General features: G+C 71.8%; 15 protein-coding genes and 1 pseudogene. 7 read left to right on the top strand and 9 right to left on the bottom strand.

Translation table 11 applies throughout. The annotated features are described in order from the left end of the window. Positions 1-80: 80 nt before the first annotated feature. The gene (locus tag AMK27_RS27490) at positions 81-1,169 is read left to right on the top strand and encodes a Gfo/Idh/MocA family protein (protein WP_073913526.1); all 1,089 of its coding nucleotides are present in this window, start codon (positions 81-83) and stop codon (positions 1,167-1,169) included. Continuing rightward, positions 1,166-1,693 carry a heme-degrading domain-containing protein gene (locus AMK27_RS27485; protein ID WP_445194877.1) on the top strand — a complete coding sequence of 176 codons (528 nt, stop codon included), beginning with the start codon at positions 1,166-1,168 and terminating at the stop codon, positions 1,691-1,693. Before AMK27_RS27490 ends, AMK27_RS27485 begins: the two co-directional genes overlap by 4 nt. Here AMK27_RS27485 and AMK27_RS27480 read toward each other — a convergent pair. The 5 genes and pseudogenes from AMK27_RS27480 to AMK27_RS27460 form a co-directional block, all read right to left on the bottom strand. Beyond that, the gene (locus AMK27_RS27480) at positions 1,665-3,206 is read right to left on the bottom strand and encodes a choice-of-anchor A family protein (RefSeq protein ID WP_079188614.1); all 1,542 of its coding nucleotides are present in this window, start codon (positions 3,204-3,206) and stop codon (positions 1,665-1,667) included. The two genes, AMK27_RS27485 and AMK27_RS27480, sit on opposite strands and share 29 nt — an antisense overlap. Before the next feature lie 88 nt (positions 3,207-3,294). Beyond that, the gene (locus AMK27_RS27475; RefSeq protein WP_073914446.1) at positions 3,295-4,152 is read right to left on the bottom strand and encodes a fumarylacetoacetate hydrolase family protein; all 858 of its coding nucleotides are present in this window, start codon (positions 4,150-4,152) and stop codon (positions 3,295-3,297) included. Between the two features lie 297 nt (positions 4,153-4,449). Beyond that, a pseudogene (locus AMK27_RS27470) lies at positions 4,450-5,160 on the bottom strand (YidC/Oxa1 family membrane protein insertase); the annotation flags it as partial. A gap of 91 nt (positions 5,161-5,251) precedes the next feature. Further along, positions 5,252-5,548 (bottom strand): DUF6412 domain-containing protein, encoded by a 297-nt coding sequence (locus tag AMK27_RS27465; protein WP_073913523.1) that lies wholly within the window; start codon positions 5,546-5,548, stop codon positions 5,252-5,254. 96 nt (positions 5,549-5,644) lie between these two features. Further along, a complete protein-coding gene (locus tag AMK27_RS27460; protein WP_079188613.1) occupies positions 5,645-6,175 on the bottom strand; it encodes a winged helix-turn-helix transcriptional regulator in 531 nt (176 codons plus the stop codon). Between the two features lie 105 nt (positions 6,176-6,280). Between AMK27_RS27460 and AMK27_RS27455 the strand changes: the two genes are divergently transcribed. Continuing rightward, on the top strand, positions 6,281-7,753 hold the full coding sequence (locus AMK27_RS27455) for an MFS transporter (RefSeq protein ID WP_073913518.1): 1,473 nt from the start codon (positions 6,281-6,283) through the stop codon (positions 7,751-7,753). Between the two features lie 59 nt (positions 7,754-7,812). Here the strand turns inward: AMK27_RS27455 and AMK27_RS27450 are convergent, their stop codons facing one another. Continuing rightward, positions 7,813-8,640 (bottom strand): class E sortase, encoded by an 828-nt coding sequence (locus tag AMK27_RS27450; protein ID WP_107425689.1) that lies wholly within the window; start codon positions 8,638-8,640, stop codon positions 7,813-7,815. A gap of 63 nt (positions 8,641-8,703) precedes the next feature. On the opposite strand from AMK27_RS27450, the gene AMK27_RS27445 reads away from it, so the two are divergent. From AMK27_RS27445 to AMK27_RS27435, 3 genes are all read left to right on the top strand, one after another. After that, on the top strand, positions 8,704-9,699 hold the full coding sequence (locus AMK27_RS27445) for an SEC-C domain-containing protein (protein ID WP_073913515.1): 996 nt from the start codon (positions 8,704-8,706) through the stop codon (positions 9,697-9,699). Between the two features lie 115 nt (positions 9,700-9,814). Continuing rightward, entirely contained in the window at positions 9,815-10,771 is a 957-nt protein-coding gene (locus tag AMK27_RS27440) for a NaeI family type II restriction endonuclease (RefSeq protein WP_107425688.1), read from the top strand. Between the two features lie 14 nt (positions 10,772-10,785). After that, the gene (locus AMK27_RS27435; RefSeq protein WP_073913512.1) at positions 10,786-11,307 is read left to right on the top strand and encodes a very short patch repair endonuclease; all 522 of its coding nucleotides are present in this window, start codon (positions 10,786-10,788) and stop codon (positions 11,305-11,307) included. On the opposite strand, the gene AMK27_RS27430 is transcribed toward AMK27_RS27435, so the two are convergent. From AMK27_RS27430 to AMK27_RS27420, 3 genes are all read right to left on the bottom strand, one after another. Then, entirely contained in the window at positions 11,308-12,498 is a 1,191-nt protein-coding gene (locus tag AMK27_RS27430) for a DNA cytosine methyltransferase (protein ID WP_073913509.1), read from the bottom strand. Between the two features lie 189 nt (positions 12,499-12,687). After that, positions 12,688-12,891 carry a hypothetical protein gene (locus AMK27_RS27425; RefSeq protein WP_073913506.1) on the bottom strand — a complete coding sequence of 68 codons (204 nt, stop codon included), beginning with the start codon at positions 12,889-12,891 and terminating at the stop codon, positions 12,688-12,690. A gap of 121 nt (positions 12,892-13,012) precedes the next feature. Next, entirely contained in the window at positions 13,013-13,789 is a 777-nt protein-coding gene (locus AMK27_RS27420; protein WP_143204885.1) for a hypothetical protein, read from the bottom strand. 381 nt (positions 13,790-14,170) lie between these two features. On the opposite strand from AMK27_RS27420, the gene AMK27_RS27415 reads away from it, so the two are divergent. Next, on the top strand, positions 14,171-14,860 hold the full coding sequence (locus AMK27_RS27415) for a hypothetical protein (RefSeq protein ID WP_445194876.1): 690 nt from the start codon (positions 14,171-14,173) through the stop codon (positions 14,858-14,860). The last annotated feature ends 49 nt before the right edge of the window (positions 14,861-14,909 follow it).

The raw sequence follows: 14,909 nt of genomic DNA, 5'->3' as shown, positions 1-14,909 counted from the left end.
CACTCCGATCAGGTCCGTCTCCACCTGCCCATTGTCGCTGTCGCTTGCACTTTGGCAACACCGTTGCTTAAGTGAGGGGCATGACTGGCATCCCCCGCACCCCTCTCCGCGTCGGCCTCGTCGGCTACGGCCTCGCGGGCTCCGTCTTCCACGCCCCGCTGATCGCCGCGTCCGAGGACCTCGTCCTCGCGGCCGTCACCACCGGCAACCCCGAACGGGCCGCCGAGGCACGCGCCGCCCACCCGGGCGTCCGGGTCGTGGCCACCCCCGAGGAGCTGTGGGCGGACGGGGCGGCGGACGAGCTCGACCTGGTCGTCGTCGCCTCCCCCAACAAGACGCACGTCGCGATCGCCACGGCCGCCCTGGAGGCGGGCCTGCCGGTCGTCGTCGACAAGCCGCTGGCGGGGACCGCCGCCGAGGCGCGCACCCTCGCGGCCCTCGCCGAGGAGCGGGGCCTGCTGCTCTCCGTCTTTCAGAACCGCCGCTGGGACAACGACTTCCTGACCCTCCGCAGCCTCGTCGACGAGAAGGCGCTCGGCGAGGTCCAGCGCTTCGAGTCCCGTTTCGAGCGCTGGCGCCCGCTGCCCAAGGGCGGCTGGCGCGAGTCCGGCGCGCCGTCGGAGATCGGCGGTCTGCTCTACGACCTGGGCAGCCATGTCGTCGACCAGGCACTGGTCCTCTTCGGCCCCGTGGTCTCCGTGTACGCGGAGTCGGACGTCCGCCGGCCGGGCGCCGAGGCCGACGACGACACCTTCCTCGCGCTCACCCACGCGAACGGCGTCCGCTCGCACCTGTACGTGAGCGCCACCACCGCCCAGCTGGGCCCCCGCTTCCGGGTGCTCGGGCAGCGCGCGGGCTTCGTGAAGTACGGCCTCGATCCGCAGGAGGCGGCCCTCCGCGACGGTCTGCGCCCGGTGCCGGGCACGGTGTGGGGCGTGGAGCCGGAGGAGCTGTGGGGCCGGCTCGGCTCCGGCGAGTCGCCGCTGACCGGGGGCGGGATCCCGGTCGAGTCGCTGCCGGGCGACTACCCGGCGTACTACGCGGCCGTCGCCGCCGCCCTGCGCGGCACCGGCGAGAACCCGGTGACGGCCCACGAGGCCGCGGCCGCGCTCGACGTCCTGGAGGCGGCGAAGCGGTCCGCCCGCGAGGGAATCACGGTGGCGCTGTGAGCGACCGGGAAGTGAGCAGCCGGGACGTGAGCGGCCGGGATGCGAGCGACCGGGAAGTCCGTGAGCTGGAGGCGCAGGAGGCCCGGCTGGTCCTCCCCCGCTTCACGTACGAGGACGCCTGGACGCTCGGCGGCCTGCTCGTCGGCATGGCGCGCGAGCGCGGGGCGCCGGTGGCCGTCGACATCCGGCGCGGGCCGCAGCAGCTCTTCCACTGCGCCCTACCGGGGTCGAGCGCGGACAACGACGCCTGGATCGACCGCAAGCGACGGGTCGTCGAGCGGTACGGCGTGAGCTCGTTCCTGGTCGGCGCGAGGTTCCGCGCCAAGGGGACGACCTTCGAGGCGTCCTCGCGCCTCGACCCCGACCGGTACGCGGCGCACGGCGGCGCGTTCCCGGTCGCGGTCGAGGGCGCGGGCGTGATCGGCTCGGTCACGGTCTCGGGGCTGCCGCAGGCCGAGGACCACGCCATGGTCGTCGAGGCACTGGAGCGCCTGCTCAGTTCGTACGCCTCCGCCGGCGGCTGACGAGGACGAGCGCGCCGCCGCCGAGGGCGAGACCGACGGCGGCGGCGCCCATGACGATGTTCCCGGTGCCGGCGCCGGTCTCGGAGAGTTCGCCGTCGGGGCCGTGGTGGCCGCCGCCGGAGTCTCCGTACCCGCCGTCGCCCCCGTTGCCGCCGTTGCCGCCGTGGCCGCCGTCACTGCCGCCGTTCGCCGACCCGCCGGTCGCCGGGTGGGTGTGCGTGGGGGTCGGGGTCGGGGTGGGGGTGGGATCGGTCGGGGTCGGCGTCGGGTCCGTGGGAGTCGGGGTCGGATCCGTCGGCGTGGGTGTGGGGTCCGTCGGGGTCGGCGTCGGGTCCGTGGGAGTCGGAGTCGGATCCGTCGGGGTCGGCGTGGGCGTGGGCGTGCTGCCCCCGCAGGACGGCAGGTCGCCGTTGAACGGATAGGCGTGGAGCTCCTGGCCCCCGCCGCCGCCCTGTTCCGAGGTGTGCGCCAGATTCCCGGTGGTGAAGAAGCGGCCGTTCATGCCCGGCATCGTGATCGTCGTCGTGCTGGTCTGGTTGCCGACCAGCACGCTGCCCGCGAACTGGGCCGTTCCCTCGAACGTGACGGTGGTGGCGTCGGGGAAGTTCCAGAGCACCCGCTCGCGCAGTCCGTCCGGGAGCTGGTTGATGTACGTGTCGACGGTGCGGTCGGCGCCCAGCAGGTTGACGAGGACGGTCGAACCGGCCGGGATCCTTTCGAAGCGGATGCCCTGCTGTCGGCCGCCCATGGTCTCCAGGTCGAAGGCGACGTTGAAGACCTGGAGCTTCGACGTGCCGTCACCCGTGAAGAGGGTCTCGCTGTTGTTGTTGACGGCGGTGCCGGTGGCGGGGCGGGAGGCGCCGTTCACGTAGGCGTAGCACTGGCTGGCGTCGGTGAGCTGCTCGCGGAGCGCGGTGTACGGGGCGTCGGCGCCGGCGGTGTGCACGGCGGGCGGGGCGACCGTGCCGGAGAGCGTGCCGCCGTACCGTACGAGGCCGCTGACGGAGCCCTCCTCGGCGAGCAGGCGCTGGCCGGCGGCGACCGTCAGGTTCGTGCCGACGGTGAGGAAGTCGGTGCCGTTGTCCGGCGGGACGCGCGAGCCGACGCCCGCGACGCCGACGTTGTAGACGCTGGAGGCGCCGGCGCGCTTCCGCATGTCGAAGTCGCCCAGGACGACGATCTTGCCCTCGGCCTCGGCGGCGGCCTCGCGGACGCGCATGTCGCCGCCGACGTAGACGTTGATGTTGTTGTCGCGGTGCGTGACGGTGCCGCTGCCGATGTCGGGGTACGTGCCGGTCGGGCAGGTGCCCGGGAGGCAGGGCCCGAGCCCGCCCGGCAGCGGGTCGGCCCAGCTGTTGACGGCGAGCGCGCCGACGAGCGCGGTGGCGGCGACGGTGGAGGCGGCGATGACGGCGAGTCGGCGCCGGTCGCGTCCACGCTGGTACGCGGTGGCTGCCGACGCGTCGGGGCGGCCCGCTGCTTCCGGGGACTCCGGCGATTCCAGGTGTTCCATATCCGGCAATATGCAAAAAAGGATATGGAAATGGCGACGCCCCACGCGGGGCGCCGCCGTTTTCCCGGAGGAAGGATGCAATCGGGGGTCAGGCGCTCTTGAGCTCCTGCCGCTGCCGGCCCAGGCCGTCGACCTCCAGCTCGACGACGTCACCGGGGCGCAGGTACGGCTTGGGCTCCGGCTGCCCCATGGCGACACCGGCGGGGGTGCCGGTGTTGATGATGTCGCCCGGGTAGAGGGTCATGAACCGGCTGACGTACCGGACGACCTCGGCGACGGGGAAGATCTGGTCCGAGGTGTCGCCGTCCTGCTTGAGCTCGCCGTTGACCCAGAGGCGCAGGCCGAGCGCCTGCGGGTCCGGCACCTCGTCGGCGGTGACGAGCCAGGGGCCGAGCGGGTTGAACGTCTCGCAGTTCTTGCCCTTGTCCCAGGTGCCGCCGCGCTCGATCTGGAACTCGCGCTCGGAGACGTCGTGGGCGACGGCGTACCCGGCGACGTGCGCGAGGGCCTCCTCGTCGGTCTCCAGGTAGCGGGCGGTGCGGCCGATGACGATCGCGAGCTCCACCTCCCAGTCGGTCTTCACCGAGCCGCGCGGTACGAGCACGGTGTCGTCCGGGCCGACGACGGTGTCGGCGGCTTTGAGGAAGACGACGGGCTCGGCGGGGGTCGCCTGGCCCGTCTCGGCGGCGTGGCCGTGGTAGTTCAGCCCGATGCACACGACCTTGCCGATCCGGCCGACGGGCGGGCCGACGCGCAGCCCGGTGGCGTCGAGCGCGGGCAGCACACCGGCACCGGCGGCGGCCCGCACCCGGTCGAGGGCGGAGGCGTCGGCGAGCAGACTGCCGTCGATGTCGTCGACCAGCGCGGACAGGTCGCGAAGCGTCCCGTCCTGGTCGAGCAGGGCGGGACGCTCGGCTCCGGGCGGGCCGACACGCAGCAGCTTCATGGACTTCTCCCTGTGGTCGAGGCGGGCCCGGGAAAGGGCCCTGAGGTACCCCGGCCGATGGAGTGCGGCCATCGGAGGATTGGTCGATCCTCCAAGACAACGGGTCACTCTGCAAGACCCCGTTCAGCTACTGGACCCTTACGCGCGAGTAGCAAGCGGCGCGCGCCCCTTCTGAGCCCTCTTCTTCGCGCCCTTCGGCGCGCCCCTCTGCGCACTCTTCTGCACGCTCTTCGGCGCACCCTTCTGCGCAACCTTCTGCGTGTCTTCCTCTCCGCCCTTCCCGTCACCCGTCTCGTCGCCCTCGGCAGGGCGCTCACGGAAGAGCAGGGTGCGCTCGACGGCGGTCCAGGTGGTGCTGGTGACCACGTAGAGCGCGGCAGCGAGGGGGACGACGGCGACCGTGACCAGGGTGGCGAAGGAGAGCAGCGGCATCACCTTGGCGATGGTGCCCGCGCCCGGCGTGGGCTGGCCCAGGTCCAGGGGCTGGGCGGCGAGCTGCGCCTTCGTACGCCGGTACGTGTACGTGGCCACGGCGGCGACGAGCGCGAAGAGGACCAGGTAGACCCGGCCCGCCGGGCCGAAGGGGCCGCCGTGGGAGAGGGCGTCGGCCCAGTGGTCGCCGAGCGGGGCGGCGAGAAGGGTGTGCCCGGCCATCCGGTCGCCGGCGAACAGGTGGTACATCAGCAGGAACGCGGGCGCCTGGAGCAGGCTGGGGAGGATCCCGGCGAACGGCGAGACCTTCTCCCGCGCGTGCAGCTCCGTCACCGCCTTCCGCAGCCGCTCGGGGTTCTTGGCGTGCTTCTTGCGGAGCGCGGCGAGCTCCGGCGCGATCCGGGTGCGCGCCTTCTGCCCGCGGGCGGACGCCCGGGACAGCGGGTGGACCGCGAGCCGTACGAGCATCGTGAAGAGGACGATCGCGGCGGCGGTGGCGGTGGTGGCGAAGAGCGGTTCGAGCAGGGCGGCGAGCCGCTCCACCAGGGAGCCGAAGGCGGAAAGGATGTCGGACATGGGGAGCCCTCCGTGGGGTCTCGTCGTGCCGGGGAGATGTCGGTTCTCGGCATGACGGATCCGCGTGGGGCAGGTCCGGTGGGGCGTTCTGCTACGCGGCCGTCAGGAGGGGACGGCCGGGTGCGCGGGGTCTGCGACGCCCCGCGGCGTCGGGATCGCGCTGGGGCAGGAAGGCGGTGCGCCGCTCGCGGTCGCGGATGGCGGTGCGCACGGCGGTGGGCGGCACGGCCGGGGCCGCGGGGGCTCCGAGCAGCGCGCAGACGACGGTGGTCGCGGCGAGCGCGACGGCGGCGGAGAGGCCACCGCCGTCGGAGAGCAGCAGATCGGCGAGGGCGAGGAGGAAGAACAGCGGCGCGAGGACGCGCAGGAGAACGTTCCTGGTCGTCATCCGCCACCTCCTCTGTCCCGAGTCACGTCGTTTCTCACCGAGAGGACGTACGGAGCGGCCCCGGAGTTCCCGGACCGGCACCCCCATTCCTTCCGTTCAGAGATGCGCGTGGTCCAGCGGGACGAGGAGTCGGCGGGGCGCGAGCAGGGCGTGGCTGACGGGGTCCGCGGGGTCCCGGTCGAGCCCGGCGCCGGGCCGCATCTCGACGTCGGCGGGCGGTACGGGGACGCGGCAGGACGGGCACTCGCCGTAGGAGCCGAGTTCGGTGCCGCAGTCGGCGTGGTGGAAGTGGCGCACCGCCGGGGCCTCCGGAACCCCGGCCCGCCCCCAGGCGCCGAGCGAGCGCAGGACGGGCCAGAGGGCGAGACCGCGGTCGGTGAGCACGTACTCGTCGCGCGGGGGCGACTCCTGGTAGCGCCGCCTGTCGAGGACACCGGCCTCGACGAGGGCCTGGAGGCGGGCGGCGAGGACGGCGCGGGGGGCGCCGAGGTGCACGAGGAAGTCGTTGTAGCGGCGGACGCCGTAGAAGGCGTCGCGCACGACGAGCAGGGTCCACCGCTCCCCGACGACTTCGAGGGCGCGGGCGATGGAGCACTGCTGGTGGGCGTAGTCCTTGCCGAGAGCCATGGAATGCATCGTACTCAATACGGGTTCAATGAATGAACCTTCCTGGTACGTTGACCGTCCTACCCAGAGTTCGTTCACCGAACCGACCGGTGGAAAGGTCCCGCCATGCCACAGCCCGCATCCACCGCCCGCACCCCCGCCCCGCCCCCGTCCCGGGCCACCCGCACCCGCCCCGGTCCGCGCCCCGGGGCCACGCTCGCCGTCACCGCCGCGGCCACCGCGGTCGCGCTGATGAACTACACGGCCCCGATGCTCACCCTCCCCGACATGGCCGCCGCGTTCGGCACCCCGGCCTCTGCCCGTGCCTGGCTGCTCAACGGCACCCCGCTCGGCCTCGCCGTCCTCCTCCTGGTGGCCGGCAGCCTCGCCGACGCGCACGGCCGCCGCCGGGTCTTCCTCCTCGGCACCCTCGCCCTCGGCCTCACCACCGCCACCGGCGCCTTCGCGGGCTCCACGGCCACCTTCACCGCGGCCCGGATCGCCCAGGGCGCGGCGAGCGCGGCGGTCCTCGCGGGCAGCCTCGGCCTGCTGGCCCAGGCGTACCCGGCCGGCCGGGACCGGATCAGGGCGACCGGTATCTGGGGCGCGTCCGTCAGCGCCGGCATCGCCCTGGGCCCGCTGCTCGCCGGCGCGCTGAGCCTGGTGGACTGGCGGCTGGCGTACGAGGTCCTGGGCGCGTCGGCACTGGTGATCGCGGGGGCGGGAGCGCGGCTGCTGCCGGCCGGCGGGGCGGCCGAGGGAGCGGCCGAAGGGACAACGGAGAAGACCGGCACTTCGGGCAACCGCCCCGACATCGCGGGCGCGCTCGCCCTGGGCCTCGCCCTGGCGGCGCTGCTCACCGCACTCACCCTCGGCCGGGACGGCTGGCTGCGCCCCCAGGTGGGCCTCCTGCTGCTCGCCTCCCTCGCCCTGACGGCACTGTTCGTGCGGGTCGAGCACCGGAGCCGTACGCCCATGGTGGATCTGGCACTGCTCCGGCGGCCGGCGTTCCTGGCGTCGACGCTGGGCGCGCTGTTCACGGGCCTGGCGGTGATCGGCCTGTTCAGCGTGGTGCCGGCGCTGCTCCAGGGCGGCGGCGGGACCGGCGGCGGCCCGGGTGGCGGCGCGGGTGGCGGGATGTCCCCGCTGGGCGCGGCGTGGCTGTTCGTGCTCTGGTCGGGCACGGCGTTCGTCGTGGCCCTGCAGACCCGCCGACTCGCGGCCCGCCTCTCCGCCCCGTACCAGCTGGCCCTGGGCTTCGTCCTGTCGGCGGCCGGGGTCCTGGCCCTGCTCGGCGGCCTGGAAGGCCCGGCCGGCTCCTGGCCGCGTCTCCTCCCCGGCCTCCTGGTGGCGGGCGCGGGCAGCGGCCTCCTGAACGCCGCCCTGCCGCGCCTCGCGGTCGACTCCGTACCGCCGGAACGCGCCGCGATGGGCTCGGGCGCCAACAACACCGCCCGCTACATCGGCTCCTCGGCCGGCGTGGCCCTGATGCTGGCACTGGCGACGGCGGGCCCGGACACGGCGGTCGTGGTGGCGGCGGCCCTGGCCCTGACGGGCGCGGGACTCACGCTGGCGCTGGGACGACGACAGGGCCGGTGACCTCCCCTCCCCCCTCCCCCCCCCTTCCCCCCCTCCCCCCAGGGCGAGGACGCCCCTCCTCAGGAGACGAGCTTCGCCCACACGACGAGCCGGTAGGCGCTGCTGAACTCGGGGGTGCAGGTGGTGAGGGTGAGATAGGCGCCGGGGGCGTCGTACCCGTACGAGGGCTTGACGATCGACCGGGGCACGGCCCGCACGACCCCCACGTCACGCGGAGCGGTGCGGGGCAGGATCTGGTCGACGCGATAGGTGTACGTGGCCCCCCGGGTCCGCACCGAGATGACGTCGCCCTCGGCGAGCCGGTTGATGTACCGGAAGGGCTCGCCGTGGGTGTTGCGATGCCCGGCGAGAGCGAAGTTCCCGCTACGGCCAGGGGCGGCGGTGCCGGGGTAGTGCCCGACGTACCCCTTGTCGAGGACGGACCGCTTGGAGATCCCCTGGGCGACGGGGACGGTGAGGCCGAGACGGGGGATGCGGAGGACGGCGAAGGCGTCGGAGGGCGCCGGATCGCTCCGGCCCGGGGCGGCATCGGGGGCGGGCCGACGGGTGGCACCGTCCGAGGGGGCGCCGCTGGGCGAGGAACCACCGGCGCCGGCATCGGCACCGCTGCCGGCACCGGCATCGGCGACAGGCCCGGTCGGCGAGGTCGGCGAGGTCGGCCCGGGAGGAGAGATGTCCCACTCCCGCTCGAGGACCCGCACCTGCTGAAGGGCCTCGGCACGGGCCTGCTGGTTGGTCCACCACAGCTGATGCACCACGAGAAGCAGCACCACGACACCACAGGTGACGACGGTCTCGGCACACACCCACAGCACGCGCGCACCGGTACGGCGCCGCCCTCGCGACTGGACGACGACCGGCACCCGCTGCCCCACCCTGGCCCGCACGCCGGGCACGATAAGCGCTGGGGCGCCAACTCTCCAGGCCCGTACAGCAGTACGGTGGAGGGCATGCGCCCCGACACGCCTGCCGCCCACGCCACCGAAGCCGAGCGCCTGCTGCGCACGGCAGCGCAGTACCCCGGAGACCGGGAACCCCTCTACCTCCAGGCCGCGGCACACCTGGAACTGGCGGGCGACCGCCAGGCAGCGACGGCCCTGTACGACGAGCTGCTCTCCGCCACCCCCGCGAACCCGCTCCTGATCAGGTCGCTGAAGGCGGCGAACCTGTGGGAGTACGGCCACGAGGCGGAGGCCCGCGCGATCATCGAAGGCGTCCGGAGCGCACGGCCCACCGACGCGACGCCGTGGGAGATCGCGGCGGAGACGCTGGAGGCGCACGACGAACTGGAGGCGGCGGAGCAGACGCTGACGGAGGCGGCGGCGCTGCTGGTCACCTCGGCGGAACTCCCGCACGCGACGCAGTCGCTCCTGATGACCCGGCACCGCGTCCGCCGGATGCTGGCACTGGAGCACGACGACTGGGACGCCCAGGCGGACCGCCTGCACACGGGGGCCGTCCCGCTGGACGAACTGCACGACCCGAAGCGCCTGTGGTCGCTGGGCTCGGAGGACCCGGCGGAACTGCAGGCGGAGATCAACCGCCTCCGCTCGGAACTGGGCACCTACCGCACGGCCCTGTCCCGCCCGTTCCCGGTGGCGGTCCTGCACTGGCCGGAACCGGAACTGGACGAACTGCTCGCGGCGTACCCGGAACTGGAGGCGGAGTACCCCACGTACCGCGCCCACCTGACGGACATCGAAGCCTCCCTCCGCGAACTCGCCCAGGCGGGCACCCCGAACCTGGGCATCGTCCGCGCCACGGTCCCCTCGTACGAAGCCTTCGCGGCCTCGGAATCCACCCGCCCGTCGAACGCGGACCTGCTGCCCCAGTACGCGACGACCCTGGCAGCCAGAGGCAAGGCGACGGCTTGGCCGCCGGCCTGGGCGGACACATGCTGGTGCGGCTCGGAACGGACGTACGGGGAGTGCCACGGGGCGGAATGACCGCTGGCCGGTCCGGCAGAATGCGGGTGCGGCTCAGAACGGTACGAGGAGTGCCAAGGGGCAGAGTGATCCGAGTCGCACATCGGGCGGGGACACATCCGGGGAGCTGACAGCAGTGCAGGAATCCTTCCTTCCTTTCGACATCGCGGCCGCGCAGAACATGGGAAGCCGGCCCAGTTGCTCCCCAGAACCTGACGCCGCTGTCTCCGAGGTGGCCGCCTGGCTGGAGCAGCGACAGGCGGTTGAGGTCATAGGAGACTCGATCCGGCAGGCATTCGACGAAGTGCTGGACGGTCAGCGCACCGGCCGCTTCGACATCGACACGCTGGAAAAGACCGAGAAGACCTACCTCGGCACCAAGGTGGAGATCATCCTGAGGAGCGCCTTCGGCCTGGGTCGCGGCCGGAGCATGGACTACGTGATCGCCAGTCATGAGGTCGACTCGAAGTTCACCGTCGGACAGAACTGGACCATTCCGTCGGAGGCCGACGGGCACATCTGCCTTCTCGTCTCCGCCAACGACCGGAAAGGTGAATTCACTGCGGGAATCCTGCGCATCCGCGACGACGTGTTGAACCCCGGCAGGAACCGGGACGGCAAGCGAACTCTTTCGGCGTCGGGGCGGAACGCCGTCCTCTGGATTGCCAACCGGGCAAAGCTCCCGGAGAACATCCTTCTCCACACCAGCCAAGCCGACCGGGAAGCAATCTTCGGAGCTGGCGGGGGAAGAAGCGGACAGCTACGTACCGACGAGCTGTTCCGGCGGATTCAGGGACGCATCATCAACCGGGACACCGTTCTCACCGTCGCCCGGCAGGACGACAGCCCCAAGCGGGTCCGCGACGCCAGAAACAGGCTGCGCTCCGAAGGCATCGCCATCCTCGGGCACCTGAATCCGCACCCTCAGATCGCCCGGGCACTCGGCCTCGGCGTTCCAGGAAAGGGATCGTGGCTCTCCACGGCCCTTACTCAAGTCGGCCCCGAAAGCAGCCGGGCCAGGGCCGAAATCAATGGGCTCTTCTACGCTGTCCCCCTCCCCGGGGAACAGCCGACCGTCCCCGCGCCTCTGTAGGGGCCGCCAGCACCATGGACAATCCGCGCCAGAAGGACACCCGCCCGTCGGCCGGGGAGCCGGAACTCCCGCCGGGCTCCTGGGCCTCATCTGCCGCCCGCCGGCGCAATATGCAGGCCATCCGTAGCCGCGACACGAAGCCGGAGCAACTGGTCCGGAGGCTGCTGCACGCTCAGGGGCTGCGCTACCGCGTGGCCGCCAGGCCGGTGGCCGACCTGCGGCGGACGGCAGACATCGTCTTCCGGCCGGTGAGGGTCGCAGTGTTCATCGATGGGTGCTATTGGCACGGATGCCCCGAACATTACGTGCCGCCCAAAACGAACCCCGGTTACTGGTCGGACAAGGTCGCCGGCAACATGGCCCGCGACCGGGACACGGACGCGCGGCTGGTGGAGGCGGGATGGACCGTCCTCCGCTTCTGGGAGCACGAGGCACCCGCTGAGTGCGCCCTCCGGATCGCCGCCGAAGTAGAGAAGCGCCGCGCCTGTGCCCGCGCGGCGAAAATGGGCACGGACACAGGCACGGACTCTGCTTGATCAGGACTGCTGCGCGTCCCTCTCCCGGGCAGCCTTCAGGACCTCCATGATCGAGCGGCCCACAGCCTCGGCGACCGGCGGCGGGAAGGCGTTGCCGACCTGCCGGTACTGAGCCGTCTTGCCCCCGTCGAAGATCCAGTCGTGCGGAAAGCCCTGGATGATCGCGGCCTGTTCGACCGTCAGCATCGGGCCGTCCGCGCCAAAGAGGTCGCGGTCCGCCGAGTTCTTCTTCTCGGCGGTCTCGGCGTCATTGGCGACCCCGAGGCCCGACACACCCAGCTGTTTCCAGGCCGCCTTGGCCCGGCTCGGACCGAGGTCGGCCCCGCCGTGCTTCTTGGAGCCGCCCACGAGCGTGGGGGCGATGCCGGCGCTGCCCTTGGCCCTGAGCTCCGCGTGTCGCTCCGACGCCTTCCGGTGCCACCTCTCCAGGGCATCCCGCGCCTGCTGCTCACGGACGCCGTCGTAGTGAGCGGCGTACCGCGCCTCCATCGACTCCTTCAGCGCCTCCGCGACGCTGAACGGCTCCTCGTGCGTCGGCGTGGGCCACTCGTACTTCACGTCCTTCAGGACGTCCTCCCGGATGGCGACGAGAATCGCACGCGGGCGGAGCTGCGGGACCCCGAAGTTACTGGCCTCCAGAAGCCCCCAGTGACAGACCCGGTAGTTCATCCCCTTTACGGTGACTTCGGTCCCGTCTACCTCGCGGTACGAGCCACCTGCGAGCCTGGCCCTGATGTAGTCCCGGTAGTCCTCGAATTTGGGGTCCAGAATGCCCCGCACGTTTTCAATCATGACCGCCCGGGGGCGGAGCTTTCCCACGAGATCGAGCATGCGCGGGAAGAGATCCCTCTCGTCGTCCCTGCCCAGCTGCTTTCCGGCGTGCGAGAACGGAGGGCACGGCACGCCGCCGGCCAGGAGGTCCAGCTCCTCCGGCTGGAGCGGCGCCCCATCCCGGCGGATGGTTTCGAGGGGCTCGAAATCCTGCACGTCCGAGTGGCTGAGGTCACAGTGCCGCAGCTCCCACGCCCAGTCCGGCCGCGTCTCGATGTTCCGCCGCAGCGTCTCCCTGGCGTTCTTGTCGATCTCCACGAGCGCGAGGTGCCGGAAACCCGCGCGGTGCAGGCCGATGGCCTGTCCGCCGGCTCCAGCACAGATCTCGATCGAGGTGAACTCCGATGCAGTGCCGGCCATGCACCCTCCTTCGTACGCGAACCCCGGCTGGCGCCTTGTGCCACCAGCCATCACAGAGGGTGACAGACCCCACTGACAATGAGCCCCGAGAACAGACAGCGCCCACATAAGTGTGCGGCATCAGGCACGGGCGTCTGACCGCGCCTCGGGCGGATCGGGAGCGTACTCCTCGCACGGCGCCCACGGTGGCTAACCCGCCACACTCCTGAGCAGAGTGAGGATCAGGATGCCGAGGGTGAGCGCGCCGGCGAAGGCTCCGGCTCCCCAGCGGACCGAGACGAACATCGTCTCCCCCTCCCCCCTGGAGAGGGCGAAGGCAGCGGCGGCGGCGACGACCGCGACGAAGACGGCGAAGCCGATCCCGACGATCAGGGCCAGCGAAATGTGCAGCATGAAGGGACTCCTGTGCAACGTGAGCGAGGAGGCGGTCCGGATCCGGGCGCCACAGAGACCGGAGCGGCGACGTCGTCCCACCCCGTGCTGGTGTTCTTCGGAATGCCCCGAGGGCCGTCGGCTAGCGCCCCAGGCTGGCCTCCGCGGGAAGGCTGGCCCGCATGACGAGCTCGGCGGAGCTTCCGAGATCGGCGCCCATCAGCGCCAGAGCCAGCCGCATCGTGGCGTCCGCGTCACGCTGTCCGTCGGCGAGAAGCAGCGCCTCGGCCAGGTCCGCGTCGCCGGTGGTGTGGAGCGCGGCGACGGCAGCGCAGAATTCGGCCTCACTGAAGGCCCTACTGGCCGACCAGGCCGTACCGACGAGCTGCCGGAGGTTCCCCGATGCCCGCGCCGCCCGCAGGATCCCCAGGGTTTCAGCCACCGCGCCACTCTCGGTGACCTCCGAGCTCGTCTCGGCGGCCTCCGGTCCCTCCTGGTTTCCCGGGTCCTGCGACGAGTACCCCGGCATCTCTGAGCTCTCCAGGTTCTCCCCGGTCTCCAGCGGCCCGGTGTTCCCATCGTTCCGCCGGTCCTGCGCCGGTCCCGTTGCCGGAACGGTGCCGGATTCCGGGGCGTCCGTGCCGGACGCGAGAGCCACGTCAGGCAGCCTCCCGATGACGGACGCGGCGTGGGCGTCGCGGCTGAGCCGGTTCAGCCGCGCATACACACGCAGCTTCTCAAGCGCGGCCAGGGTCACCGGCGCGTCACCAGCCGAGTACTTCCGTGCCGCCGCGAAGAGGGCACGAAGGCGCGACTGCCAGGGGATGCGGCGGCCGATCCAGTAGTTGGACAGGGTGCTGGGCGCGATGCCCAACTGCAGTGCGCGGACACGCTGCTTGGGGGACGTCATCGCGTTCACCAGCGCACGGAACTCCGTGGCAAACGCGATGCCCTCGGGCGTACACCCTTCCCAGAACGTTTCCCTTACTCGACCCAGAGCTGCCATCGAACCTCCAGAGACGAACGCATTTGTCGATCATTCAGTCTGACGCGATCATGCGCAGGACAACACAGGAACCAGTCGTTCCGGCGAACCCGGATGTTTGCATTTGCCGTGAGCTCCGTCTCCCGGTGTTTGCGTTTCCGCCGACCCGCGCACCCACATGTTTGCGTTGGGCCGCAAACACCCGGGACAGCTTGATCTACTGGCCGGCCCCCGCGTCCAATGGAAGGCAAACGGATCCGGGCGCCGGCAACCGCACGCGGACGCAGACCCCTGGTCGGCCTTAAGGAGATCATCGTGGTGGACACCGGCATTCCCTCGTGGCGGACTAGCACACAGGGGACCATGGTCCGCTGCGCGCTCTGGCTCGTCACCGAGGTCGGCGCGGGTTCGGTCTTCACCAAGACCCAGCTGCGCGAGGCGTTCCCGGAGACCTCGCAGATCGACCGTCGCATGCGCGATCTCCGGGTACATGGCTGGGTCATTGCGACAAATCGCGAGGACCCCACCCTCTCCCCGAACGAGCACCGGTTCGTCGAGCAGGGGGCCGAGGTCTGGAAGCCCGGTCAGGCACGGATCAAGCCGGCCGCCGCCGGCATCAGCGCTCCGCAGCGCCGTGAGATCCTCGACCGGGACGATCACCTCTGCCGGGTGTGCGGCATCGCTGCCGGCGAGGCGTACGACGGCGGAATCGAGACCGCCCAGCTGGACATCGCCCGCCGCGAGGTACTGAAGCCGGGCGGCAAGACCGTCGAGCTGGTCATCGAGTGCCGGCGGTGCAGGATCGGCGGCCGGGGCCGGCAGACCGACGTGGCGGACATCCTTGGCCGGCTGGGGAAGATGAGCGGTGTGGAGCGCGAGCTCTTCGCACAGTGGGTGGCCGCCGACCACCGGGACTTCAGCGCCATGGAGCGGCTGTGGGGCGAGTACCGCAGTCTGCCGGCGGAGTCCCGTGAGACGGTCCGCACGGCGGTCAGACGGCCGTAGCCCGTCTTAGCGGAGAGCTGGAAGAAAGAACGGGCCGAGGTCCGGAGTT

It is taken from the genome of Streptomyces sp. CB02009, assembly GCF_001905825.1.
Taxonomy (GTDB): Bacteria; Actinomycetota; Actinomycetes; order Streptomycetales; family Streptomycetaceae; genus Streptomyces.
This window is presented reverse-complemented; position numbering and strand designations above follow the sequence as displayed.